The organism is candidate division WOR-3 bacterium (assembly GCA_039802005.1).
Classification (GTDB): domain Bacteria; phylum Hydrothermota; class Tepidihabitantia; order SM23-42; family JAOAFX01; genus JAOAFX01.
Map to the genome: position 1 here is coordinate 1 of JBDRVV010000022.1, position 26243 is coordinate 26243.

Consider the following 26243-nt stretch of genomic DNA (forward strand, 5'->3'; position numbering starts at 1 on the left):
TATTCAGTTTGGAATTTTGAATTTGGAATTTGTTTCGGATTTCGAAATTCGTATTTCGGATTTTACTATACTGCTGGTGCGGATACAATGTGGTATCATTGTGATGCATTGGGTTCGCCGAGAAAGATGACGAAGAAATCTGTAAATGTGGTCTGGACCGATGCCTATCAACCCTTTGGTGAGATGCTGGCAGGGAGTGGCAATGTCCATGGATTTACCCCGTTAGAAAGAATATCGCTTCTAACGGGTTAGGCAGGGAAGGAACTTGATTCAGAAAGCGATCTCAACTACTTCTGCCAGCGGTATTATGATTCGCAAATTGGCAGGTTTATGACATTAGATCCAATAGATGACAAAAATGGTAGCTCACCATATGCGTATTGTTCCAACAACCCACTAAAATTCACCGACCCGACCGGAGAAAAATTTAGCGACATTGAAATGGAAGAGAAATATTGGTTTATGAAGGATTATGGTATATGGAAGGCAGGAATGACGCACTGTTATACTGGCTGGGTGCCAAAGAATTGGTTTTTAGGTTCATCCGCCGAATTAGACCCTGACTTCTGGGCCACTCCAGATCGGGAGATAATACCATTAGGTGATGGTTTGTATAGATGCTGGGATCCATATAATAGGGAATGGATAGTGCTTAGCCCAGGTTCATTAGGTGAATTGATAGGTGGTTTATTGGGTTTTGTTACTTATACTTCAACAATTCCATTCACTTATTTAGGTTTAGGGCTTGGTCTTTTGTCATTTGATTTACCGACAATTAAAAACGATGTAGCAATTATTGAAAGTAAAAAAGGATTTGCCAGGCTTCTTGGCAAACTTGGATTTGGCGGGATTACCATAGGCCATACAATTATTGGTGTTGGTCAGTTAGATGCACGCACGCTTGCACATGAAATGACTCATGTAGCACAATTTGATAAGTTTGGGGCTTTATTTCCTTTGCTCTACGGGAGTGCTGGTGGAATTAATCTTGGTGGTCATTTCTGGAGAGATCCTATTTTATCAAGTGGAGGAGGGTTTTGGTACTGGTTTTATTGGAACAATCCATTTGAAATTGAAGCGAGGAGAAGAGAGGATGGAGGTTAGAATGAATGGTAAATACAAAATAAAATGTCTAAGAAATTCCATTCTAATAATAATGGCTTTCTTGTCTATGGGAGTTGTAGAATGTCCCCCAAACCTGGGATCTATAGTTTTTGAAAATTATACCGATTCTTCCATTGTCTTATCTGTTGATACGTTGGTTGTAACGACATTGAAGCAAAACAGCATTGAGCGTTGGAGACTAGAATTCTGGAAAGAGCCGTATTTGACTCTTTATTCTTTTAATGAAGGTAGACGTTTCGGCTTAGCACCTTATTATGATAGTATTAGTCGTGATACTATTTTCTATCATAGGTATCAAGTTACTGCTCGAATAAATGATTCTGTTATATATAAGCATGTCTTTCCGCCTCTTTGGAAAATTCCTTACCCCGGGAGACCTCCTTTGGACATATTCCTACAGACGATTGACAGCGTTATAGTATTTAGAGATAAGGACAAGTGAAAGACAGCTGTAGGCGGGGGGTCAGATTTCTACTTTCTACATAAATTTTACAGATGATACAGATTATTTAAGGTTGTGTTAGGTTTGCATTTTCTATTTTTGCAAGGCTAACCTCTGGTTCTGAAAGAACCATCGGTTCTTGAAGAAAACCTCGCCCTACACTGGAATTATTTGGATACCTTTACCAATTTTGCCCATAGGTTTTATTGTCGCTAAATAAAACATTTTATAAAAATGTGGAGAGGACTCAGTGCAACTAATTCTTGACATTTTTCAAAAATTGAATATACTCCACAATGATGAAAAATTTTAAGAGATACTGGATGAAGAAGGTTATGAAGGGAAGGGGCTTTTCGTTCCCATGAATAGATATTTAAATGGACGAGAAGCCCACCAGAAGGTGGGCTTTTTTATTCCCTGATTAAAAGGAGGTTTGATGGAACAGAAATGGTTGGCGACATTGAAGCGATATCTGAAATTTGAAAGTAATATTGATACCCCCTGTTATATCTACGACAGGGAAAAGATAGAGGAGAATATTGAAATTCTTAAAAGAAATTTCAAGGGTATCGCCCGTTTGTTTTTTGCAGTAAAAGCAAATACTAATATAGCAATTCTGAGATTGATAAGAAGTAAAGGTATTGGCGCTGAAGTTGTGTCACCGGGTGAGATATATATCTGCAAAAAGGCAGGATTTAAGGGTGATGAGATACTCTACAATAATGTTGCAAGAAAAGAAGATGAGATACTTTATGCCCGTGAAAATGGAGTAAGATTCTTCAATTTTGAGAGTATAAACCAGGCAATTTTCCTTGAAAAAGTTGCTCAAAAAATCGGGAAGAAAATAAAGGCGTTTGTCCGCATAAATCCCGGGATATTTCCCAAGACCCATCCCCATCTTTCAACAGGTTCAGAGGCGAGTAAATTTGGTATCAGAATGGAGGAACTTCCCGAGGTTGTCAAAATCACAAAAAAATTCAGGTTTGTGGATTTGATCGGAATCCATTGTCACATTGGCTCACAGATTCTATCTCCCAAGCCTTTCATAGATGCAAGCAAAAAGGTCGTTGAGGCAATTCAATTTTTCAGAAAAAATGGATTTAATATTTCTGCGGTAAACCTCGGTGGCGGATTTGGTGTCCCTTATACACCTGAAGAAAAACCATTGAATTTCAAACCAATAGTAGATTGTTATAAGGCGCTGAAACAAAAATATAATGTCGAGATACTGCTTGAACCAGGCAGATTTTTTGTGGCAAATGCTGGATATATACTGACAAGGTTAATTGACAAGAAACAAAGGAATCGTCTGCCTATCTATATGATTGATGCGGGTATGACTGAAAATCCAAGACCCGCCCTTTATGATGCATACCATCATATTAACCCTTTATTTGAGAAAAAAGGTAAACAATTTAAGGTGAGGGTTACGGGTCCATTATGTGAAAATGCAGATGAATTTGGGGTATTCAATCTTCCTGAACTTGATATAGGCGATTATCTCTTGATACATAATTCCGGTGCTTATACCAGGACAATGGCTTCTACATATAATGGCAGACCATTACCTGCAGAATTTTTCGTCGATAATAAAATAAGATTGATAAGAAAAAAACAAGCATTAAGGGGGTTGATTGAGAATGAACAATATTAAAGTATTTAAGGTTGGCGGATCGGTCCTTTCAAAGCCCGAGGACTTCTTAAAAATTGCCCAGTTGATTCTAAAATTTAAGAATACAAAAATTTGCCTTGTAACCTCAGCAATAAAAGGTAAGACCGATGAATTGATAAAGGTTTACACCACGGCTGTTCCTGAGCCTGATTTCTATAATTTTGAAAGGTTTGTAGGTATGGGCGAGATTCAAGCAGCAATGATATTTGAATCGGTCTTCAAATACCTTGGCGCTGAAGTAAAGGCAGTTATTCCAGGAATGGATGAATGGCCCATACATATAAGACTCGAATCAAAATCTCAACTCAGTGCACAAAAAATAAATGAAAAAAGGGAATTTAAACTCCTGCCTAAATCAAAAAATATTGCTAAAAGATATCTAACTCCCCTGCTGAATAAAAATAAAATAGTTGTAATCCCGGGATTTATTGCCCAGGATGAAAAAAATAACACCGTGACCCTGGGCAGGGGCGGAAGCGATATCTCAGCATTAATCGTTGCTGAACTATTAGAGGCAAAAGAACTCATTTTAGTAAAGGATGTAGGAGGAATCTTGAGTGTAGACCCCAAGATTGTTTCAAATACCAAGATGATAAAAAGACTTTCCTGGGCAGAACTTGGTGCCCTTGCTGCATCCGGTGCCCAGGTCTTGAATCCAATCTCCTTAAAGCATAGAAAAAATCTTCCTAAATTGCGGGTAATTGCCAATGATAGTATAAATATAGAAAATGGTGGTACTGAGATTCTTTTTGATAAAGAAGTCTCTATCACCCTTTCTGAAAAAACTTTCGGTGTATTGACTTTTATTGGTGAAAAAATTCCAGAGACATTAGGGATTTTGAGCAATGTTTCAAATGCACTGACCGAAAAAAAGATTGCTATCCATTCAATTACTATTTCTGATAATCTCCTGGCAATTTATGTTGAGGAAGACAAGTCAGAAAAGGCTTACGAAATACTTTCCCCCCTCATTTTAAAGATCAAAAGTCTTAAGGCATTAAACCTGAAAAAGGGGATTGCAAAGATTGTGATAAGAAGTTTGAAATTTATCAATGAACCAGGTGCTATAAAAAAGATAGTTACACCGATTTCCCGTGAAAAGATCAATATCTGGGAAATTTTAACGGTCCATACCGATATTATGGTATTCGTTGAATCCCAGGATAAAGTTAAGGCATACAATTTTATCAACCAATTATTCAGGAAGGAGTAAAATGGAAAAAAATAAAATAAAGATTGCAATAATTGGTTATGGGAACCTTGGCAAAAGTGTTAAACTGGCAATTGAAAAAAATCCAGATATGGAACTTGTTGAGATCATAACGCGCAGGCCTGAGGCAGTGAAAAAAATAGAAAAAGATATCCCGGTATTTTCATTTGAAAAATTTGATATTCTTGCCGATGTAGCAGTACTATGTGGGGGCTCAAAAGAGGATATCTTTGGTTCAGGCAATAATAAAGAGTTAAGCACGGTACGGATTTCAGACCCCTATTCACATGGACAGGGCTTATATTTCGCACAATTTTTCAATACGGTTGATAGTTTTGATACACACCGACGTATTCTTGATTATTATCAGCATATGAATAAGGTAGCCCGATTGAATCGCCATACATCAATCATTTCTGCAGGATGGGATCCGGGAACATTTTCCTTGGAAAGGGTAATGGCAGATACCTTTATTCCGGAATGCAAAATTTATACCTTTTGGGGACCTGGTGTTAGCCAGGGTCATTCCGACGCAGTCCGTCAGATTCCCGGTGTGCTTGATGCCCGCTCATACACAATCCCGATAAAAAGGGCGCTGGCAGAAGTCAGAAAAGGTAATAAACCTGAATTGAAACCCAAAATGATGCATAAAAGGGTTGTTTATGTTGTTGCCCACAAGGATGCCGATCAAAAAGAGATAGAAAGAAATATAAAACAGATGCCCAATTATTTTGCGGACTATGATACCAAAATAATATTTATCTCCGAAAAAATCCTGAATAGAAAGCATAATGGTTTTCCACATTGTGGTTCAGTAATACTTTCGGGTAAGACAGGCAGAAATAATAAAGCAGTGATTGAATATCGTTGTATCTGGGATAGCAATCCTGAGGCAACCGCAAGCATCCTTATTGCCTGTGCCAGGGCTTGTTTTAGACTGAATAAAGAGAAAAGATACGGTGCACTTACTATGTTAGAAATTCCACCCTCTTATTATTCAGCGCATTCAATCTCCGAACTGCTTCAAAATTATATGTAAAGAATAAATCGTTCGGATTTCAATAAAAATTATTTTAAGGTGGGAGATAAAAACGATTTCTTGGACAAAAGTAAAGAAAATAGATAATTATTGACACCAGTATAAAATTGGATATAATTACCTATGGATTGCAATTTAGATAAGAATAAGAAGGATTGCACCTGCACCTACGAACCCTGCTCAAGAAAGGGCAGGTGCTGTGATTGTTTGCGCTATCATTTAAAGCATAATGAACTCCCTGCATGCTGTTTTCCACCCGAAGTTGAAAGGACCTATGACCGGTCTTTTAAAAGATTTATTAAAACCGTGGAGTGTTAATGGAACTTATATTTGAGACTTCAAAATCAGGGAGAAAAGGTTATTCTTTACCATCCCTGGATGTTCCTGAGTATAAATTACCTGAAAAATATCAACGCAGGGTATTTGCTGAATTACCCGAGGTTAGTGAACCGGAGATTATGCGACATTTTGTCAATCTATCAACCCTTAACCATCATGTTGACAAAGGATTTTACCCCCTCGGTTCCTGCACAATGAAATACAACCCAAAAATAAATGAAGAAACCTGCCGTTATCCTGGTTTTGCCCATCTCCATCCGTTACAGCCCGAAAAAACCGTCCAGGGTGCCTTGAAATTAATGTATGAACTCGGAGAGTATTTAAAAAAGATCGTAAATCTTGACGGGATTACACTACAGCCTGCCGCGGGCGCGCATGGTGAATTTACCGCAATCAGTATGTTCAAGGCATATTTTAATAAAAAAGGTGAGCCAAGAAAGTATATTCTGATTCCGGATTCTGCCCATGGCACCAATCCTGCCAGTGTCAATTTTTCGGGATTCAAACCTCTCACCCTAAGTTCTGATCAACAGGGGTTAGTTGATATCAAGAAACTTGATGAACTTATGACCCCCGAGGTTGCGGGGTTAATGCTTACAAACCCGAATACCCTTGGATTATTTGAAAAGAATATTAAAATAATTTCTGAGATCGTTCATTCTAAGGGAGGACTTTTATATCTTGACGGTGCTAACTTGAATGCACTCCTCGGTCTGGTGCGGGCTGGAGATTTAGGTTTTGATGCAGTCCATTTCAATCTACACAAGACATTTTCAACTCCACATGGTGGTGGTGGTCCTGGGTCAGGACCGGTAGCGGTTCGCACTCTACTTGAACCATTTTTACCGGTGCCGGTTATAAAAGAAAAAGACGGTTATTATTATTTTGACTATGACATTCCTGATACGATTGGTAAAGTCCAATCCTATTATGGTAATTTTCTTGTTATGGTGCGTGCCTATACTTTTATTAGAATGGTTGGTGAAAATGGATTAAATTCTATTTCCCGCTCTGCAATATTAAACGCAAATTATATAATTCAGAGTTTAAAAGATTATTACCATCTGCCTTATCCAGGTTTCTGCATGCATGAAGGCGTGCTTTCAGGCAAAAATTTAAAAGACAATGGAATAAAAACCCTTGATGTTGCCAAGCGCCTTTTAGATTTTGGATTTCATGCACCAACTGTATATTTTCCGTTAATTGTGAGTGAGGCATTGATGATTGAACCAACGGAGAGTGAATCACTGCAGACAATTGAAAAATTTATTGAAACAATGATACAGATAAGTAAAGAGGCAAAAGAAAATCCCGATATTCTAAAGTCTGCTCCCCATAATACACCGGTTCGCCGTCTTGATGAAGTTAAGGCAGTAAAGGATTTAAAATTAAAATGGCAGAAGTGAGATTTGAAATAACCGAGGAAAGAAAAATTTTTTTGATAAACAAAATTGCCCAGAAAGTTGTGGATTTACGATTATCCCCGGTAGCTATTGTTTTTCTTGAGTCTTCAAAACCCCTAACCTTTTTGGGTAATCAGTTAATGATATTTATGCAACCATTTTATCGCGCATTTTTTTCTTATCAGGAATATGAAGAGATTACTGCAATGCTTGAAGACCGAAATAATATTGAAAAATTGATATGTGCAATTGAACACCTTGAGGAGGAACGACATGGAGATAAAAGAGCCAAAAAGAATTCTGGCAACTGATTGCGGAAGCACTACGACCAAGGCAATTTTAATTGAGAAAAGAGGAGATGAATATCGTCTCATTGTTCGTGGTGAGGCACCTACTACCGTTGAATCACCGTTTGAAGATGTAACAAAAGGAGTACTCAATGCAGTGCGTGAGGTTGAGGAACTTGCGAATGTAAAGATTCTTGATGGCGAGAGAATAATAAAGGGTGTTAATGGTTCCGAGGGGGTGGATTTTTATGTCTCCACTTCCAGTGCTGGTGGTGGTCTTCAGATGATGGTGGCGGGCGTAGTGCTGACAATGACCGCCGAGAGTGCGGCCCGAGCCGCACTCGGTGCCGGTGCAATTGTAATGGATGTAATTGCATCCAATGATGGTAGGTTGCCTCATGAAAAGATTGAGCGGATTAGAAATTTAAGGCCCGATATGATTCTCCTTTCGGGCGGGGTTGATGGTGGAACGATATCCCATGTTGTTGAACTTGCTGAATTAATTAAAGCAGCAGACCCCAAGCCGCGCTTTGGTGTCGGTTATAGATTGCCTGTGATATATGCGGGGAATAAGGATGCGCGTCAGGCAATACTTGATATACTGAAAGAGAATACCGCACTGGTAATCGTTGAAAACATCAGACCGGTGCTGGAACGGGAAAACCTAAATCCAGCCCGTCATAAAATTCACGATCAGTTTATGGAACATGTGATGGCACATGCACCGGGATATAAAAAACTTATGGAAATGACCGATGTCCCAATTATGCCCACACCAGGTGCAGTTGGGCTCCTCGTTGAAACGGTTGCCCGAAAAGAAAATATTACAGTGATTGGTGTTGATATTGGTGGTGCAACGACTGATGTCTTTTCAGTTTTTCAAGGTGTCTTTAACAGAACGGTTAGTGCAAACCTCGGAATGTCTTATTCAATAAGCAATGTCCTCGCTGAGACTGGCATAGAGAATATAATACGCTGGCTTCCTTTTGAGATCGAGGAAAGAGATCTTAGAAATAGAATAAGAAATAAGATGATTAGACCAACAACTATTCCTCATACCCTTGATGATTTGAAGATTGAACAGGCAATCGCACGCGAGGCATTAAGGCTTGCCTTTGAACAACATAAGTCTATGGCTGTGGGATTAAAGGGAGTTCAGCAGGAAAGGACCATCTCTGATACATTTGCCCAGACAATGACCGGTGAGACTTTGATTGACCTTATGGCACTGAATCTTTTGATCGGTTCTGGTGGTATACTTTCGCATGCACCAAGGAGAAATCAATCAGCATTGATGATGATTGATGCATTTTTGCCCCAGGGGATCACAAAACTTGCGGTTGATTCAATCTTTATGATGCCCCATCTCGGTGTGCTTTCCACTGTCCATGAACGATCAGCAACTGAGGTTTTTAATAAAGATTGTCTTGTTCCATTAGGATATTGCATTGCCCCGGTTGGCGAGGGGCGCGAAGGTATAAATGTTTTAAAAGTAAAGATTGAAGACGAGAAAGGAACGAGCGAAAAGACCATAAAATTCGGTGATATCGAACTCATTCCCGTGCCGGTTGATAAAAAAGTGAAAATTATTCTACATCCTGAACGTGGTTTTGATGTCGGTAATGGAAAAGGAAAGGTTGTGGAAACAGTCTTACAAGGTGGTGTGGTTGGCATTATTATTGATTGTCGTGGCAGACCATTTATTCTTCCCGAGGATAAGAAAAAACGGATTGAACTTCTCAATAAATGGTTCAAGGCAGTCAATATGTATCCAGATAAATAGAAAGGAGTATATTTTATGCCTGTACCCAAAAGACGACATTCGCATTCAAGGAAAAATAAAAGACGTTCTCAGTTCAAGATGAAGCCTTTGCAATATATCGAATGTCCAAAATGCCACAGTCCAAAACTACCCCACAGGGTATGCCCGGTCTGTGGCACATACAAAGACTCGTTGGTTGTAGCCCCCAAAGAAGAAAAAACATAAGAAATTTACATTGTATTATGAAGGCGATAGATTATACATTCTACTCGGGGTATAGTTATGTTATCAAGACGGAGTGAAAAATGAAGATTGGCTTTGATTTAATGGGCTCTGATGGTTCACCAAAGGTTGAGATTGAAGCATTGAAACTTATTAAGGATGATATAAAACAGGAACTCGTTGTTGCCGGTAAAGGCGATTATGAAATGGAAGTCCAAAATCTGGGATTTGAATATCGGATTGCTGAAGAAGTCATTGGCATGCATGAAATTCCTACGGTAGCAGTGAAGCAGAAAAAAAATTCTTCGTTAGGCTTACTTTTTTCTATGTTGAAAAACAAAGAGATCGACAGCATCGTGAGCGCAGGAAATACCGGCGCAATAATGGGATTCAGTTTCTTTGAATTGGGCACGATTGAAGAAAATGCGAAGCCCGGACTTGCTATAACCTTACCTACAGAATCGGGATATTCAGTTTTGATTGATGTTGGTGCAAATGTCAAACCAAGACCGGTTGATTTATTGTATTATGGTATTATGGGTTCAATTTTAGCACGAATTATTTTAGGAAAAGAAAATCCAAGAATAGGGTTATTAAACATTGGGTCAGAGAGCGTGAAGGGCGACGAGATTAGACAGAAGGCATATCAAATGTTGAAAGATGGTTGTGGAAATTTTGTGGGGAATATAGAAGGTAACAATCTTATGAAGGGTTTCGTTGATGTAATTGTGACAGATGGTTTCACCGGCAATGTTTTATTAAAATACTCTGAAGGTATTATTGATGCATTGTGGCATATGTTAAAAGAAACTGTGGATGCAGCAATGCGCAGAAAATTTGGTCAATTCCTTGTCAAACCAGCAATGAATGATTTAAAGGCAAAATTCAGTTATGAAGAATACGGCGGTGGTATATTACTCGGTGTAAATGGCGTGGTAATAATCTGCCATGGTCATTCTTCACCACTTGCCTTAAAAAATGCCATAATTATGGCAAAGAAATGTGTAGAATTTAACATTACTGAAGAAATAAAAAAGGTGATAAAAAAATGAGAGCATATATTGCAGGAATTGGAATATATGTACCAGAAAAAGTTTTAACCAATTTTGATCTTGAAAAAATTGTTGAAACTTCAGATGAGTGGATTAGAACCCGTTCAGGAATCAGGGAGAGACATATTGCTGACCAAAAAACAGCGACGAGCGACCTTGCTGTCATTGCGGCGAAGAAGGCAATCGAAAATGCAGGCATTGATCCGAAAGAAATAGATGCGATAATCCTTGGTACCGCCACACCCGATATGCTATTTCCATCCACTGCCTGCCTTGTGCAGAGTCAGATCGGTGCACGCCAGATTATGTCATTTGATATATCTGCGGGTTGTAGTGGATTTCTATATGGCTTGGGTATTGCAGATTCTATGGTAAAAAACGGCTATGATAATGTCCTTGTGATTGGCGCCGAAACATTGAGTAAGGTGACTGATTTTACTGACCGTGCTACCTGTGTATTATTTGGTGACGGTGCCGGCGCGGTAATTGTAAAAAAGAATAACGACGACAGCCATGGAATAATTGCTTCATATTTCGCTGCGGATGGTTCAGATTGGAAATTACTCCATCAACCTGCTGGTGGTTCAAGAATTCCCGCCTCAGAGGATTCGGTAAAGAATAGATTGCACTATATAAAAATGGAAGGTAATGAGGTTTTCAAACTTGCCGTGCGTGCAATGATTGAATCAGCGGTAAATACGCTAAAAAAAGCCAATCTTTCATCAAAGGATGTTGCATTGCTAATTCCCCATCAGGCAAACATTAGAATTATTGAAGCAACGGCAAAAAGGCTTGATATACCAATGGAAAAAGTATATGTGAATCTTGATAAATACGGTAATACATCTGCCGCATCAATACCTATTGCCCTTGCTGAAGCCCTCCAGGAAGGTAGGATAAAGAAGAATGATTATGTACTTATGGTGGCATTTGGTGCTGGTTTCACCTGGGGCGGGGTTTTAATAAAAATATAACCTATTTTTAATACACTTGCCCATAAAATATAATCTGTTGTCTGTTTGAACCCGTAATTCTTTATCAAAAAAATTCTAATGCTCTATTTCTTGACTTTTCTGTGATTGTCTGCTATAATATTTAATGAAAGTCGTTAGCACGAATCGCAAGGCCAGTCATTTATATGAAATAATTGATACTTACGAAGCAGGTATGGTATTGAAAGGAAGCGAAGTCAAAGCATTACGTTTGGGCGAGGTCTCTTTGAGCGACGCCTATGCCGAGGTTAAAAATGGTGAGGTATTTTTATACAATCTCCATATTACACCTTATCGCTTCAGCACCATTTCCACCCCTGACCCGCGGCGAAAGAGAAAGTTACTTTTAAATAAAGATGAAATCAAAAAATTATATGGTATTATCACTCAAAAAGGAAATCTTTTGATCCCTTTAAAAATTTATTTTAATGAACGAGGATATGCAAAAGTGACGATTGGTGTATGTAAACGCAAAAGATTATATGATAAAAAAGAAAAAATCCTACGCGAAGAGGCAAAAAAGGATTTGAAGAAGATTAAAAGTTTGAACCGATGAATATAATATTTTTATTATTATTTAATTTGTTCCAAAAATATGAAATTGTATATGAAAATAACTCCTCCATAATTCAAAGTGAGTTTATTGAAGGACAGGATTATTTACCATTGAAGCCAATTGCTGAATTGTGTGAAATAAATTATGTCCTTGATAAAGTTCATCAACGATGTTTAATTTCCTCAGAAGAACACAGAATTCAAATAACATCAGATATTTCGGTTATAAAGTATGATACAATATATTTCTCTATACCATTTCCACCCCACTATTTCAATGAAGATTTATATCTCCCTGCATTTATGATAACAGACATAATCGGTTCAAAACTTAAAAAACTAATTTTTTTGAAAAAAATAGAAGAAATCCCATTGATTGATAAAATTGAACTAATCACCCGAGGTGATTCCACAATTCTAAAATTTTACTGGAAAACACCTGTGGAATTTGATGTCCAGTTTTCACCCCAACAGACGATTATTGAACTTGACGGAGAATATAAAGAAAAGACAAAATTAAAACCAAAAGGTGCGATTAAATCTTTAAATCTACAGCCATTTAAGACATACACCAGAATAGAATTGGATTTAGTAGATATAAATGCCTGTCTGGAAAGGGAAAACGAGATTGTTTTTTATAAAAAGGTTGCAAAAAGGGTGGAATTAATTGTTCTTGACCCTGGGCATGGTGGAATTGATCCTGGGGCAGTTGGAAAGAATGGTTTGTACGAGAAGGATGCGAACCTTGATATTTCAAAGATATTGAAAAAATTTATTGAAGATAGTTTAAAAGTTAAAGTTTTATTGACAAGGGATAAGGATCAATATTTATCTTTAAAGGCAAGGACGAGTTTTGCCAACAGAAATGCGGCAGATATCTTTGTGAGCATCCATTGCAATGCCTCACCAAAGAGCAGGCAGGCACGTGGATTTGAAACTTATTTTCTTTCGGAGGCAAGAACCAATGAGGAACGCGCGGTTGCTGCAATGGAGAATGCCTCTTTGATGTTCGATGAAGAAATGAAAATTTCAGGTGATATAAATTTTATTCTCTATGACCTTGCCCAGAGTTTATTTCTTGAGGAATCAAATAATCTTGCTGAGGCAATACAAACAAGTGCAGAAAAACTCCTCAATATTCCAGCACGAGGGGTAAATCAAGCAGGTTTTTATGTTTTAAGGGGTGCATTTATGCCTGCAGTATTGGTTGAATGTGCATTCATCTCTAATCCAGAAGAAGAAAAACTATTGAGACAGAAAGAATTTAAACAAAAAATTGCCTATGCAGTATTTTGTGGATTAAAGGATTTTATCACAAGATATGAAAGGAGGCTAAACCATTGAATAACTCTCCAATTGGTGTATTTGATTCAGGGATAGGCGGACTCACCGTGGTTAGAGAAATTAGAAAAACACTTCCGAAAGAAGATATAATTTATCTCGGTGATACTGCTCGCCTTCCTTATGGCACAAAGTCATTTGATGCAATTATACAATTCTCACGCGAAAATACAAAATTCCTGCTGGCGCGGGGTGTAAAATTTATCGTTATTGCCTGTTATTCTTCTACCTCAGTTGCCCTTGAGGTACTCCAGAGAGAGTTTAATATTCCGATTATTGGAGTTGTAAAACCCGGTGCAAAAAGGGCACTTGAATTGACGAAAAATAAAAAGATTGGTGTCATTGGAACAACATTAACCATTCAGAGCGGTGCTTATGAAAAGGCATTTCAGGAGTTGTCAACCGATATTGAGGTTATTGGTAGACCCTGTCCTTTATTCGTTCCTCTCGTAGAAGAGGGATTTATAGACCATCCAGTTACAGAAATGATCGCCCGGGAATATCTTGAACCACTAAAAAAAGATCGCATTGATACCTTACTACTTGGCTGTACACACTTTCCATTATTGTTAAATGTGATAAAAAGAATTTTAGGTGATATAAATTATGTTGACGCATCACAGGAATTAAGCAGGGAACTTGGTTCTTTACTTGCTGAAAAAAATTTATTAAATCCTTCAGGTGAAGGTAATATCACTGTATATTTAACTGACTTCTCAATGAACTTTAAAGAGATTGCCGAGAGGTTTTTGGGTGAGCCTTTGAAAAATTATTTTCGGGCTGGATTGAGTTCAACATAAAGGAGGCTTATGAGGATTGATGGAAGACAAAATGACCAATTAAGAAAAATAGAGATTCAACTTGATTATCTTGATTATCCCGCTGGTTCGTGTCTTTTCAAACTTGGTAAAACTGTAGTATTGTGTGCGGTTACAATTGAAAATCGTGTCCCCCCATTTCTTATAGGAAAAGGGCAGGGCTGGCTGACCGCAGAATACTCACTCCTTCCCGCGTCTACAAAAGAGCGGACCCAGCGTGAAGCAAATACTGGAAAGCTAACCGGTAGAACCCAGGAAATAAGAAGATTCATTGGCAGGGCACTCAGACCTATTTTTGATCTTTCAGTTGTTGGAGAGCGGACCTTTATAATTGACTGTGATGTTCTTCAAGCCGATGGTGGCACAAGGACCGCAGCAGTAAATGGTGCATTTCTGGCATTATACAGTGCGGTGAAGAAACTCTGGGTAAATAAAGAATTCTCGCAATTTCCTATTCTTGATTTCGTCGGTGCAATAAGTGCTGGTATCGTCAATGGTGAAATACTCCTTGACCTTTGTTATGAGGAAGATTCCAATGCCGAGGTTGATATGAATCTCGTGATGACCGGGCGTGAGAAGATAATTGAATTCGGTGCTACGGCAGAAAAGATTCCAATGACAAAACAAGAACTTGATAAATTGCTGGAGATTGCAAAGGCAGGAATAAAACAGATTATTGAAATGGAGAAGAAGGTTATTTCTGGATAATATATGCCAACAATCCAGCAGGAATTCAGGCGCAAGGTATCAGAGAAACAATGGGGGACAAGACTTGACCAGTATCTTTATATTTCAGGGATAGGTTTATCAAGAAGTCTTATACAAAAACTAATAAAGCAGAAAAAAGTTTTGGTCAATAATAAACCTGTAAAATGCTCGTATCGGGTAAAAGAAGGAGACGAAATTTATGCAATATTTGAATTGCAAACATCGCCGGAGATTAAACCAGAAAATATTCCGCTTGATATTATATACGAAGACGACGATATCATCATCGTAAATAAGCCAAAGGGTATAATCGTCCATCCGGCAAGGGGACATTTTGAGCACACAATGGTCAACGCATTATTACATCACTGTGGAAGACTTCCCAGTTTGACTGATGAAGTGAGACCCGGCGTCCTGCATCGTCTTGATAAAGATACAACCGGGCTTATTATCTTTGCCAAGACTGATGAGGCATTAAGCACTCTGGGAAAGGCAATTGCACGCCGGGAGATACAAAAAAAATATGATGTTTTATGCTGGAATTTTCCTGGAATGAATGAAGGTATAATAGAAGCACCCATCGGCAGGAGCGCTGTGATGAGAACAAAGATGACCGTGACACCACTTTCAAGCAAATTGGCAACAACAAAATATCTTGTTTTAGAGAAATTTCCAATTGCAAGTTATTTGAAGGTCTGGCTCATCACCGGCAGGACACATCAGATTCGCGTCCATTTAAATTATATCGGTTGTCCGGTAATCGGCGATAAAGATTATGGTGGTAGAAACCCAGGTGTTATAAAAAAGTCTGTATACTTATCAAACTTTCAAGAAATATTAAAATTGATTGACCGACAGGCATTACATGCATCCGAATTAGAATTCAAGCATCCGCGCACAAAACAAATCCTACACTTCTCTGCCCCATTGCCTGATGATATGAAAATTATATTAGAGTATCTAAGAAAAAGTTTTAACTAATAGTCTTTATTCAATGTACTCAACCCCATCCATATAGGGTTTTAAGACATCAGGAATTTTTATCCTCCCATCTTCAGTCTGATAATTTTCTACAATTCCAATAAATGTTCTTGGTGTTGCGAGTCCTGAACCATTTATTGTATATACATAATCAACACCACCTGTTGATTTACGATATCTTATCATCGCCCTTCTTGCCTGATACTGTTCATAACAACTGACCGAAGAAACCTCAAGCCATTCACCCATCCCTGGTGCGTATACTTCAATATCATAGGTTTTGGCAGAAGCAAAGGTCATATCACCGGTGCACAAAAGCAAAATCCGGTAGGGTAAATTAAGAAGTTTTACGACTTCTTCAGCATCATTCAATAATTTCTCGAATTCTTCATATCCGGTTTCCGGTGTAGTATATTTAACAAGTTCCACTTTGTTGAATTGATGAACACGGGTTATTCCACGAACCTCTTTACCATAAGAACCTGCCTCACGCCGGAAACAAGGTGTGTATGCAGCATAACATATAGGAAGTTCTTTTTCTAAGATAATCTCTTCACGATGCATATTTGTTAAGGGGACCTCAGCCGTAGGAATAAGATAAAATTCATCGTCCTTGCACTTATACATTTCCGATTCTAATTTTGGCAATTGCCCGGTTCCATAAAAACAATCAGGGTTATTGAGAATCGGCGGAAATATCTCTTTATACCCATGTTTTTTTGTATGTAAATCAAGAAAGAAATTTATCAATGCCCGTTCTAATCTTGCACCCATACCTTTATATAGTATAAATCTTGAACCAGCAAGTTTCGGTGCCCTTTTTATATCAAGGATATCAAGAGCCTCACATATCTCCCAATGGGGGAGTGGTTTAAATTTGTATTGTGGAGGTTCTTTTAAACCCCTGACAAATTTATTATCGGCACCTGTTTTTCCTGCAGGCACACTGGGATGGGGGATATTGGGAAGTAATAACATCAATTCATCAAATTTCTTCTCTATTTGTTTTAGTTCTTCTTCCATTTCTTTTATCTTATCACCAATGACCCGTGCCTTTTCCATTAATTCGGAGGCATCTTTTTTCTCTCTCTTTAATCTTCCCACTTCTTCAGATAATCTATTCCGCTCTTTTCTTGAATTATCAATTTCAGTAATTATTGCCCTTCTGTTTTTATCTATCTCAAGTAATTCATCAAGATTGAATTCTATGCCACGATTCTGTAACGCCTGTCTGATTATTTCTGGATTTTCTCTTAATAATTTCAAATCCAACATATGAAAAAGTATACTCCAAAATCTTCAAAAGTCAATTGTTGTATCTGTGGGTCCTTTCTTTATTACTTGCCATCACTATATAATCGCTTTCAAATAATTGATTTGTTTTTTCTTGACTTAAAATACTAAATGTGTATAATATGAAAACGAAAGGGGGTGATTGCGATGCCGAAAGGATTATTATCCTTCATCAAGTGTGCGGGTTGAGCAAGCAAGATTTCTAAGGCGCAGTTAGCGAAAGCACTTTCACATTTACCGGGAATTGTAGACCCTAATTTACTCGTTGGGTTGAATACAGCTGATGATGCGGGTGTCTATAAAATAAGTGATAATTTTGCACTCGTTTATACGGTTGATGTTCTTGCTCCAGTCGTAGACGACCCATATCTCTTCGGGATGGTTGCAGCAACGAATTGTATCTCAGATATCTACGCAATGGGCGGTGAGCCAAAACTGGCGCTCAATATCGTTGGATTCCCGGGTAATGGCGACCCCGAGATACTCGGTGAAATCTTAAGGGGTGGTCAAACAAAGGCAAAGGAGGCCGGTGTGACTATCTGCGGTGGCCATACTTTTAATTCTGAAGGGATAATGTATGGACTTTCGGTCATCGGTTATATCAATCCCCAGAAGATTGTCACGAATGCAAATGCGAAACCAGGCGACGTAATCCTTCTTACCAAGCCAATCGGCGTGGGCACGATTATCCAAGCAACCCTTCTTGATAAAGCAGAGGGAATAGATCTGAAGCCCGTTTTTGAAGGAATGACCACTCTTAATAAAAATGCATCACAGGTAATGCAGGAAGTTGGTGTTGATGCCGCGACTGATATAACTGGTTATGGACTTGTTGGGCATTTAGTGGAAATGGCTGAGGCGAGCAATGCCGGTATTGAGCTGTATGCATCCAAAATACCCGTTTATCCCGGGGCTATTGAAATTTTAAAGAGTGGTATTGTTGAACCCGGTATCACAATGAATATTAAATCTTTTTCAGACCGGGTTGTGAAAGGGAATATAAGCACGGAGATTGGCAATTTGGTTTTTGGTTCTGAGACCTCAGGCGGTCTGGCAATTGTTATGCCTGAGGAAAAAGTTAATTTATTTATTGAAAAATATCAAAGATCAGTCAGAGATATTGGTCGCATAACAAAAGAACATCCCGGAATATTAAAAATCATTTAGTTCATACATTAAAATAATTGACATTAACAAAATTTTTTATATACTTAAGTTATGGATAAAACATTATTAATCATAAAACCAGATGCAGTAAAAAGAAATTTGATTGGTAATATATTAAAACATATTATGGATGCTGGATTCAAGATTGTGGCGATGAAGATGGTATGGCTGACAAAAGAACAGGGCGGAAGATTCTATGAGATACATAAGGGTAAAGATTTTTATAACTGGCTTGTGGATTTCATTTCATCAGGGCCCGTCGTCGTTGCCTGTTTGAAATATCCTGATGCACCCAAAAAACTGCGCGAAGTCGTTGGTGCTACAGATCCAAAAAAGGCTGCACCCGGGACAATCAGAAATCTCTATGGTACATCAGTTGGTGAAAATGTTGTGCATGCATCAGCACCTGATGAGGACCCTCAACGTGAAATAAATTTCTTTTTCAGTCAACAAGAGATTTTTGATTTTTAAGCATTTAAAAAGCGTCCATTATTTATTAGTATTTCTATTAACAATTATTTCCTGCCCGAGTCCGGGAACCAAAGAAATAATTATTGAGCGAATTCCCGAAAAAGAATTACTTATAGAAGCAGAACATAATATAAAGGAGAAGCCTCTATATTCTTTTGAACTCTTAAAAAAAGTTCATTCTTCCCAATACAGAATTGATAAAATAAAAATCCTTTTGAATATTTATCTTGAACAAAGAGAATATTCAAGGGCATCTGCTTTATTAGATAGTCTGCAAAATGATAATGAAGTAGAAAGTGATTCTTTGTTAAAAAGTCTCTGCCTGCGGGTCTATCTCAATCAAAAAAATTGGGAGAAGGTTATCAACCTCACCGATGACACACTATTAAAAGGAATTGCATTATACAACCTTGAAAGATACAGTGAGGCAATAGAATATTTATCTCAAGTTTCTGACCCGAATGAATATAGACTGATTTATTTATCCCGCTGTTATTATAAATTGAATGACTTTCAGAATGCCCTGAATATCGCCCTTAAGATTGATTCAATAAGTCCTGCTCTATCTTCGGAGTATCAAAACTTACTTTTTGACCTCTTACTGAGTACTGCAGATATCTCTTTGATAAAAAAAGAATTGCCTAAAATAAAAGAATCGGCTGCACGTAAATTTCTGTTTCTTAAATTATATGAGCGCGAAAAAGATAAAGTTAATTTTAAAAAACTTGCCTTTGATTTAATCATAAATAATCCTTCATCTCCAGGTGCAAAGTATTGTATAACAGTTTTGAAACCACAGAATAATAATGAATATAAATTATTTGGCAAAGTCGCATTCATCCATAATGATTATCCACTGGCAACAAAGTTTCTAACTAAAGCAGTAAAAGACAGTGATGTAAATTATTATCTTGGTAAAATTGCTTATGACCAGCAACAATATAATAGCGCACTGAGCTATTTTCGCAAAAGCAGTCGTATGGAGGCATATTATTACCGCGCGTTGATTTATGAAAATCGTCAGGATTACCGCTCTGCAATAATCATTTACGATTCATTAATAAATCAATATAAAAATTCTAAATATGCGACAAGGGCATTGAAACGGAAGGCGTTTTTAATGGAAGATATGGGTGATACGCTCGGTGCAGTTGAAACATTTGTAAAAGTTAAAGAAAAAACAACGAATTTTCGTGCCGGATTTCAACTTTTTAGAATTGGAAAGTTAGACCGAGCACTTGAGATATTTTCAAATTATAAGGAACCAGATTTTATATACTGGCAGATTAAAATAAGAGAGAGATTGGACAAAGCCACAGATAGTTTACGAAATTTCTTAATCCAGAATTATCCACTTTCTTATTATACATTAATAAAAATTAAAGATGCTGTTCCCTTAGATACTACATCTATTGTCAACTGGCTTGGACGACTTGGTGATACAATCACGACCTTTGACCAGAAAGATTCTTTACATATCAAAAGGGCAATCAGATATTTCTCTATTGGTGAAAAAAAGTATGCTCTCGCTGAACTTGAGTCAATAGAAGATAGATCTTTTGCTGATTTGATTTATCTTAGCAGATTATGTGCTGAATATGGTTATGATTATGGTTCAATAAAATTCTCTCTTGAATTGAAAAAAAGATTTGAAAATAATATAGATTCAAAAATTTATCCTTTGGAATTCTTGAGATTGCTATATCCTGCACGGTATTTATTTTCAATTAAAGAAAACAGTAATGATGTATGGCTCACCCTTGCAATCATCTGGCAGGAGAGTATGTTTGACCCCGGTGCCCGAAGTCGTGCTGATGCAAGGGGATTAATGCAGATAATTCCTAACACTGGAAGGCTGATTGCCGGTGAGCTCGGGTTGATCGATTACTCACTTTATGACCCATACATCTCAATAAAATTTGGAACCTATTATTTCAAAAAGATGGTAAATGAATTTAATTCAGTACCGCTTGCCCTTTCTGCCTATAATGCTGGCCCACTAAATTTAAAGAGATGGCTCAGAAAGAATTCCAATGCAGAACTTGATGAATTCATCGAATTGATTCCCTTCGGTGAGACCAGGGATTATGTAAGGCTTACATTAGCACGCCAGATGATATATAAAATGATATGGGGAGATATCCTTGATTAAAAAGGAGAATTTTTGCTGAAACGTGTTTATCTTGCCCAGGATGAATTTGGTGCAATAACAATAAAAGAAATGTTAAAGGGACATAACATTGATGCATTAATACGGAGATTTGAAACGACCTGGCTTGATGGTCTACCCAAAATATTAGAAGGTGGCTGGGGTGAAGTTTTAGTTGATGAAAAAGACTATGAACCAGCCCTTGAATATGTTCAGGAATTTCTCTCACACCCTGCTTCAGATATTGACATTGATTGAGCAATAGTTATAATAAGTTATGAAACTATTTTGTTCTGAAAAGAAAATTTTTATATTTATTTTTATATGTTTAATATTCCTCAATTGCCCAAAAAGGGTAAGCGTAAAAACAACAAAGATTGAAGTTGTGTATCTATCCTCACTCATTGATGATATCAACAATCCTGAGCCCTATCTCTGTGGTGCCAAAAACTTTGAGGGTATTAAGGTCGGCTATCTCAATTTTGCAACTCCATTTATGTCCCGGATATTTCAGCGATTAGGATTTTATAATATCCTTGACGAAATCCCGCTTGATTTTCTTATTACCAATCAGCCAGTTTATGGAACAAAATTCTTATCAATTCCTGTTGACCTCGGTTATGGATTTAAAAATTATGAAGGAATTAGGTTTGCAATATTTACCAAATATCGTGATTCTCTGGGTATTTCAGACCAGGTAAAACTTGCAACGGTAAAAGAGCGGAGTGATGTACTATGGATTGTGGATAAGAAATTATTGAGCTCGCCTCCGATCGCGATTGATTTTATTATTCGGGAAAGAACTCTGCAGGATACAATAGTAAAAAAGATAAAGATAAGTCCTGATACTACACTATTGAATACGATAAATAACTTCCAACAATTATTATTAAAAACACTCCAGACTAAAATATTTACTGCAAATCAGCCGATAAGCGAATTCATATTTAATAAAATTAAACAGAAATACAACACTAATCTGATGATTTACCCTGTAAATATGATAAAAGATAATCTATTAAAAGATTCGCTCACTGTTGCTGAATTTATGGATAAGGTCAATTGTGATACAAAATTCAAGGTTAAGGAATTGAGTAAATCTGAGGTTAATAAGATTCTGAATGATAAGATATATGCGGTTATTGGCAAAATCACTAAACAGAATATTGTTCTTATGCCTGACCCTGAAGGTGATTATCTTTTTGACTTGATATTCTATTAAAAAATGAAAATCAATTATAAAAGACTTCTCTGGGATATATTTATTCTGCTTTACTCTGCGCTGTTCTTTTATAACTGTCTGAGTCCTTATGAAAACTGGTTTTTCTCTTATTTATATACAATGTTTCTTGTCATCTGGCTCTGCAAAGAATATTACCAGAAAAATCTTTTTTTCCAGCCGACTTACATTCCGAACGAAGCCCATAATTATCTATTGCGCGGATTGTTTGCACTATTCTTCTATTCTTCCTTTGTTTTCGGTATTATCACAATTGTTTGGTGGCATAGGTATAAAATTTTAAACAGTCCGGTCTTACCCATAATTGGAATAATACTTTTGTGTTATGGAATATATTTAAGAGAAAAGAACTTCCGAATGGTTGAAAAAGATAGGCAGACAGTTCTAAAATTTTATATAAGTATTGGGTTCATAATATTCTCAATGGCATTTGGATATGATTCATATTTTGTGTTTGTATACGCACTATTAATTGGACTCCCTTTGATAATTTTACAGGTTCAGCATTACACAAAAAAAGTTGCAGTTAAGGTAGGATTCGCTAAAAAGGAGGAAAAATGAATATCATTGCAGGAATTTTATTTTTATCATTGATTTCAGCAGAAGTGCCAGCAAAGATAACATACCTTGTTGGCAATGTAATTGTGGAAAGGGGTGGCAAGAAATATACCGGGGTTCTAAATGCCCAGTTGTATGTAAATGATATTATTACAACTTACAGCGAGTCAGTTTGTGAGATACAATTCTCTGATTATTCTCTGGTCAGAATTGAACCGAATTCAAGTATAAAGATTGAGAAGAAAGAAAAAGTAGACAAGAAATTTTACCAGCGGATATTCGCTTCAATTGGTGAAGTAATTACCAAGGTCGCAAAATTAAATAAAGGGGATGAGGTTGTTGTAAAGACCGATGCAGCACAGGCATATATAAGGGGAACGATATTCAAGACCAGTGTTGATAAAGAAGGGAAGAGTTCATTCAGTGTTTTTGCCGGAAAGATAAAGGTGAAAAGTTTAGTTGAAGGGGCAAAAGAAATATTGCTTGATAAAGACTTCAAGGCAAAGATTGGCAAGGGAGAATTAAAACCCATTGTTGATAAACTGCCCATTGAAGAAATCCAGGCATTTGCAGATAAATACAAAGAATTCCTCAACCGCGGTGCAGTGCTTGATTCATTAAGAAAGAAGGCAGAGCAGGAGATAAAGGAGAAAAAAGAAGAACTGATAAAAGAAGGAAAGAAGAAAATAAAGGGTTGTATCTTCTGGTAAAGCGACTTTATCGCATTATAATAAACTTCTTTGTCTTAGAATAACCCTCGGTTTCAAATCTGCAGAAATAGACACCTGATGAAACTTTGCGATTGTTATCATCAAATCCATTCCAGAAGATTTTGTAATCACCACTCTTTTCAATACCATCCCTTAATCTCTTCACCTGCCGACCCACGACATCATAAACAATAAGACTTATTTTTTGTGCCTTAGATAATGAGTAGGTAATAGTTAAATTATTTTTACTCGGCACAGGAAAGATATTAAAACTTATTGATTTCAATGGAGATTTTATCTCTGCTACATAATTTATCGGCGCGAATCTATAAATATTTCCTTTTATCGGGGGCGAATACTGGGAAGGATAGACAATCCAGCGCTCACCCACCTGGGGAAATGTCCCGTGTGCCCTAAGTCTAATCACTTCACCACATAACATAATAACATTGTCGTATCCTGGACGAAAGGTATCAGACGGTGGTGAATTGGTAGGTAGAAAACGAACGAAACACCAGCCATAGGCACTATCCGGATTTAAACCATAACGATTATATGGTTTATATGGGATTGTATCGTTGTAATTTAAGTCCGTAACCAGTAGTGTCAATCCACCACAAGGCTTAATAACCCAGTCAAGTTGTAAGGTAGAACCACGATATGCCCACCAGGTATAATTACTGGTACCGTAGAGATAAATAGAATCCTCAGGATAACTTCCAACTACAACCCTTACTGAATCATTATGGAAATTTGTCTGCCTTATTACATTTGGGCTGGGTGTAAATGCCCTTATTGAAAAACCATCAACAATTGGAGAGTAATCATTGAAATAATAATATCGGAAATAGGCATTTTTTAACGAATAGGTATCAAGGACAACCTGACCGGTATTCAAATCCGTAAGTTTATAGATATATTCTGGATAGTGTAGGTAGGTTCCTTCTTTTATCCTTTGATATTGCAGGAACTCAAGTTCGTAATTATGCCCGGTGAGGTTTTCAGGCTGATGAACCAAACAGGCAAGATTAACAATATTATTTATCCCACTGATTTGATTTATCGGTCCACCCGAGATTTGATTTTTAAGATATACAGGAATAGTCTCCGCAACGGTAAATTCTTCATCATGTGTCTCAACAACCAGTAATCCTGAACCATTACGATAGGATAGGGTATTCCAGATAAAATGGCTATCATTTGGCTCATTTAAGGCAATAGAAACAAAACTTGTATCATACTGGCTCTTGAAATAGATATTGATGTAAAGTGAGTCCTGGAATTCCGGGTCGCGCGCAAACCAGTTAATATCAAGCTCACGAGCAAGCGTATCAACGGTATAAGAAGAATGATAATTTTTTGGTGAATAAACCTTAAAATATGGTGGAGCATTACCCGGATTGTTGATTATAAAATAATTATTAGAGCCATCAAATCCGAAAGTGATTGTATCATAAACCATAATCAATATTTTCCCTAAAACACAATCTAAACATGAATCGGTATGCCAGAAAAAGTTTCCGGAATTTGGTTGGTTCAATGCAATGGTATCAAGTCCGTGTTCTGATTTAAAGAAAATATCAACAAGAAGGGGATTATTGGTTGAAGAATTTGCCGTATAATTAATTTGATAGATACCCGAGACGACTTCACCACCATTGGGATTCACTACGGTGACATTATGCAGAGGTGTTTCAAAGAGTGTTTGTGCCTTATCTGCCTTATATTCCATCTCGGGGCTCGGTGGCACTGAATCATGACTCGCAATCAATGCCCAGTCAAGAATAATGCTATCACCGGGAGGTAGATTCCAGACACCTGCTGACATCAAAATCCTTTGGTCATCGGGTGGGAACCACACGGTATCAAATGGCTCATAATTGCCATTCTGGAAATTATACCCAGCCATTACCATATACCTTTGCCAATCTATATTAGGCGCAAAGTTTAGTGTCAACCTTTTGAAACAAGAAAGGGAATAAGGGGAAAGTAATTTGAAGCCAATCATCCCTCTTGAGTCCCAGCCAGGTTCTGGTTGTTCCTGCCAGCCGAAAAACAATTTTCTTGGTAAGTCTATGCCCCCACGGTCATTGGCAGCCGGTCCAACTTCATCTCCAATATCATAGTCCATACAGATTCCTGCATATATATTGTTAATTGTATAATTTGTATCATTCTTGATAATATATTTAAAAAACAGAATATCATTTGCCCAATCTTTGGGCCAGACAAAGGTCTTTAGAGTGACAGTACTACCAATCGGTCTTGTATCATTGGGTATATGCTGAGTCGGGTCAAAGTCATGAAAGACTGCATAGCCATCTTCCATTGAAACAGAAGTAAATGGATAATCATTATCAAAGGAAAAATATACTTTCCACCGAGGATCGATATAACTTGAATATGGAATACCGGGTGTAAATTCAGACACTCCCCCTGACGGATCATAACCAATAGTAACCAATGTATCTCCATTGGGTGCAATCGCACCAATCCAGATTCCAGCACCAAAGATATAATTATGTCCTGAATTTCTGGGCCAGAAAGCACCTGTGTTTCCGGCCTTAGACTGCCCGAACTTGCCATAATTGGATATTGCTACCTCCCATTGGGCAATTGTGTTGTACCGAATATCCCAGTAAGAATAAATCAGGAGTGGGGATATTATTGCAACTATAAAAATTCTTTTCATAATAAACATCCTTTA

The 26243-nt window shown here is 37.5% G+C and carries 25 protein-coding genes and 1 pseudogene; 24 read left to right on the top strand and 2 right to left on the bottom strand.

Going from position 1 to position 26243, the window contains the following annotated elements; translation table 11 throughout:
* From ABIL69_07925 to ABIL69_08005, 17 genes and pseudogenes are all read left to right on the top strand, one after another.
* A partial coding sequence (locus tag ABIL69_07925; protein MEO0123914.1) for an RHS domain-containing protein occupies window positions 1-252 on the top strand: 252 nt, incomplete at its 5' end.
* Between the two features lie 12 nt (window positions 253-264).
* Window positions 265-1104, top strand: a pseudogene (locus ABIL69_07930) (RHS repeat-associated core domain-containing protein).
* Between the two features lie 899 nt (window positions 1105-2003).
* Window positions 2004-3221, top strand: coding sequence for a diaminopimelate decarboxylase (gene lysA, locus ABIL69_07935; GenBank protein MEO0123915.1), 1218 nt, complete (start codon window positions 2004-2006; stop codon window positions 3219-3221).
* On the top strand, window positions 3208-4452 hold the full coding sequence (locus ABIL69_07940) for an ACT domain-containing protein (protein ID MEO0123916.1): 1245 nt from the start codon (window positions 3208-3210) through the stop codon (window positions 4450-4452). The genes lysA and ABIL69_07940 overlap by 14 nt, the downstream gene beginning before the upstream one ends.
* Window position 4453: 1 nt before the next feature.
* Window positions 4454-5488, top strand: a complete 1035-nt coding sequence (locus tag ABIL69_07945) for a diaminopimelate dehydrogenase (GenBank protein ID MEO0123917.1) — start codon at window positions 4454-4456, stop codon at window positions 5486-5488.
* Between the two features lie 123 nt (window positions 5489-5611).
* The gene (locus tag ABIL69_07950; GenBank protein ID MEO0123918.1) at window positions 5612-5806 is read left to right on the top strand and encodes a DUF6485 family protein; all 195 of its coding nucleotides are present in this window, start codon (window positions 5612-5614) and stop codon (window positions 5804-5806) included.
* Window positions 5806-7233, top strand: a complete 1428-nt coding sequence (gcvPB, locus tag ABIL69_07955) for an aminomethyl-transferring glycine dehydrogenase subunit GcvPB (GenBank protein MEO0123919.1) — start codon at window positions 5806-5808, stop codon at window positions 7231-7233. The genes ABIL69_07950 and gcvPB overlap by 1 nt, the downstream gene beginning before the upstream one ends.
* On the top strand, window positions 7221-7541 hold the full coding sequence (locus tag ABIL69_07960; GenBank protein MEO0123920.1) for a hypothetical protein: 321 nt from the start codon (window positions 7221-7223) through the stop codon (window positions 7539-7541). The genes gcvPB and ABIL69_07960 overlap by 13 nt, the downstream gene beginning before the upstream one ends.
* Window positions 7504-9300, top strand: a complete 1797-nt coding sequence (locus tag ABIL69_07965; GenBank protein MEO0123921.1) for a glutamate mutase L — start codon at window positions 7504-7506, stop codon at window positions 9298-9300. The genes ABIL69_07960 and ABIL69_07965 overlap by 38 nt, the downstream gene beginning before the upstream one ends.
* A 15-nt stretch (window positions 9301-9315) precedes the next feature.
* Window positions 9316-9504, top strand: a complete 189-nt coding sequence (rpmF, locus tag ABIL69_07970; protein MEO0123922.1) for a 50S ribosomal protein L32 — start codon at window positions 9316-9318, stop codon at window positions 9502-9504.
* A gap of 80 nt (window positions 9505-9584) precedes the next feature.
* The gene (plsX, locus tag ABIL69_07975) at window positions 9585-10553 is read left to right on the top strand and encodes a phosphate acyltransferase PlsX (GenBank protein MEO0123923.1); all 969 of its coding nucleotides are present in this window, start codon (window positions 9585-9587) and stop codon (window positions 10551-10553) included.
* A complete protein-coding gene (locus ABIL69_07980) occupies window positions 10550-11527 on the top strand; it encodes a beta-ketoacyl-ACP synthase III (protein ID MEO0123924.1) in 978 nt (325 codons plus the stop codon). The genes plsX and ABIL69_07980 overlap by 4 nt, the downstream gene beginning before the upstream one ends.
* Window positions 11528-11651: 124 nt before the next feature.
* Window positions 11652-12101 (top strand): SsrA-binding protein SmpB, encoded by a 450-nt coding sequence (smpB, locus tag ABIL69_07985; GenBank protein MEO0123925.1) that lies wholly within the window; start codon window positions 11652-11654, stop codon window positions 12099-12101.
* Window positions 12098-13444, top strand: a complete 1347-nt coding sequence (locus ABIL69_07990; GenBank protein MEO0123926.1) for an N-acetylmuramoyl-L-alanine amidase — start codon at window positions 12098-12100, stop codon at window positions 13442-13444. The genes smpB and ABIL69_07990 overlap by 4 nt, the downstream gene beginning before the upstream one ends.
* On the top strand, window positions 13441-14241 hold the full coding sequence (gene murI, locus ABIL69_07995; GenBank protein ID MEO0123927.1) for a glutamate racemase: 801 nt from the start codon (window positions 13441-13443) through the stop codon (window positions 14239-14241). Before ABIL69_07990 ends, murI begins: the two co-directional genes overlap by 4 nt.
* Before the next feature lie 9 nt (window positions 14242-14250).
* Window positions 14251-14967, top strand: coding sequence for a ribonuclease PH (gene rph / locus ABIL69_08000; protein ID MEO0123928.1), 717 nt, complete (start codon window positions 14251-14253; stop codon window positions 14965-14967).
* 3 nt (window positions 14968-14970) lie between these two features.
* Window positions 14971-15948, top strand: a complete 978-nt coding sequence (locus ABIL69_08005) for an RluA family pseudouridine synthase (protein ID MEO0123929.1) — start codon at window positions 14971-14973, stop codon at window positions 15946-15948.
* A 6-nt stretch (window positions 15949-15954) separates the two neighbouring features.
* On the opposite strand, the gene serS is transcribed toward ABIL69_08005, so the two are convergent.
* A complete protein-coding gene (gene serS, locus ABIL69_08010) occupies window positions 15955-17223 on the bottom strand; it encodes a serine--tRNA ligase (GenBank protein MEO0123930.1) in 1269 nt (422 codons plus the stop codon).
* A 216-nt stretch (window positions 17224-17439) separates the two neighbouring features.
* Between serS and selD the strand changes: the two genes are divergently transcribed.
* The 7 genes from selD to ABIL69_08045 are packed head-to-tail and all read left to right on the top strand — an operon-like array spanning window position 17440 to window position 23536.
* Entirely contained in the window at window positions 17440-18408 is a 969-nt protein-coding gene (gene selD / locus ABIL69_08015) for a selenide, water dikinase SelD (protein MEO0123931.1), read from the top strand.
* Window positions 18409-18459: 51 nt separating this feature from the next.
* Entirely contained in the window at window positions 18460-18879 is a 420-nt protein-coding gene (gene ndk, locus ABIL69_08020) for a nucleoside-diphosphate kinase (protein MEO0123932.1), read from the top strand.
* The gene (locus ABIL69_08025; protein MEO0123933.1) at window positions 18869-21031 is read left to right on the top strand and encodes a transglycosylase SLT domain-containing protein; all 2163 of its coding nucleotides are present in this window, start codon (window positions 18869-18871) and stop codon (window positions 21029-21031) included. The genes ndk and ABIL69_08025 overlap by 11 nt, the downstream gene beginning before the upstream one ends.
* Window positions 21032-21043: 12 nt before the next feature.
* Window positions 21044-21286 (top strand): hypothetical protein, encoded by a 243-nt coding sequence (locus ABIL69_08030; GenBank protein ID MEO0123934.1) that lies wholly within the window; start codon window positions 21044-21046, stop codon window positions 21284-21286.
* A gap of 19 nt (window positions 21287-21305) precedes the next feature.
* The gene (locus ABIL69_08035) at window positions 21306-22250 is read left to right on the top strand and encodes a hypothetical protein (GenBank protein MEO0123935.1); all 945 of its coding nucleotides are present in this window, start codon (window positions 21306-21308) and stop codon (window positions 22248-22250) included.
* A gap of 3 nt (window positions 22251-22253) precedes the next feature.
* Complete coding sequence (locus ABIL69_08040; GenBank protein MEO0123936.1) at window positions 22254-22829, top strand: hypothetical protein; 576 nt, start codon at window positions 22254-22256, stop codon at window positions 22827-22829.
* Window positions 22826-23536, top strand: coding sequence for a FecR family protein (locus tag ABIL69_08045; protein ID MEO0123937.1), 711 nt, complete (start codon window positions 22826-22828; stop codon window positions 23534-23536). Before ABIL69_08040 ends, ABIL69_08045 begins: the two co-directional genes overlap by 4 nt.
* 7 nt (window positions 23537-23543) lie before the next feature.
* On the opposite strand, the gene ABIL69_08050 is transcribed toward ABIL69_08045, so the two are convergent.
* Entirely contained in the window at window positions 23544-26228 is a 2685-nt protein-coding gene (locus ABIL69_08050) for a T9SS type A sorting domain-containing protein (GenBank protein MEO0123938.1), read from the bottom strand.
* Window positions 26229-26243 lie beyond the last annotated feature (15 nt).